This window comes from Vibrio aquaticus (assembly GCF_003970385.1).
Classification (GTDB): domain Bacteria; phylum Pseudomonadota; class Gammaproteobacteria; order Enterobacterales; family Vibrionaceae; genus Vibrio; species Vibrio aquaticus.
In genome coordinates, this window is record NZ_RXZH01000079.1 from 1 (window position 1) to 645 (window position 645).

Annotated in this window: 2 tRNA genes and 1 rRNA gene; all 3 read right to left on the reverse strand. The window is 43.4% G+C overall.

The annotated features are described in order from the left end of the window. Positions 1-293 precede the first annotated feature (293 nt). Positions 294-369 (reverse strand) — tRNA-Ala (locus tag EJ063_RS20410). Between the two features lie 44 nt (positions 370-413). Further along, positions 414-490: transfer RNA gene (locus EJ063_RS20415), tRNA-Ile, on the reverse strand. Between the two features lie 66 nt (positions 491-556). Continuing rightward, positions 557-645: ribosomal RNA gene (locus EJ063_RS20420) — 16S ribosomal RNA — on the reverse strand; the annotation flags it as partial.

Sequence of the window (645 nt, forward strand, 5' to 3'; positions counted from 1 at the left end):
ACAACCCCAAAGGGTCTTATAGTCAACTAACCAAAGTTGTCTGCATTTTTATACATGTGCAGACTCGATTTTGCCGGACTCAATTTTGAATAGTCACTTAAAAGTGACATTCCCAAGAACACTTGAATGTGTTGTATTGGTGTTTGTCATAAAGACAAACATTGAGAACTTTACAATCAACAATAAATTGTTGATTTGTCAGCTTTCCAAATTGTTAAAGAGCAGACTTTCTTCACTAATAAATAGCTGATGAAAACCATTTTTAAAGATTCTTGTGAAAGAACACTTAAAGATGGTGGAGCTATGCGGGATCGAACCGCAGACCTCCTGCGTGCAAGGCAGGCGCTCTCCCAGCTGAGCTATAGCCCCATCAGGTGTTTGATACTGTGTGCCAATCTTTCTGGAAGGAAGATTGGTGGGTCTGAGTGGACTTGAACCACCGACCTCTCGCTTATCAGGCGAACGCTCTAACCACCTGAGCTACAGACCCAGTATCGTCTCTTAAACTACATAAACCATCAATCTGTGTGGACACTCATCGTGAGTAATCATCGTATAAGGAGGTGATCCAGCCCCAGGTTCCCCTAGGGCTACCTTGTTACGACTTCACCCCAGTCATGAACCACAAAGTGGTAAGCGTTCTCC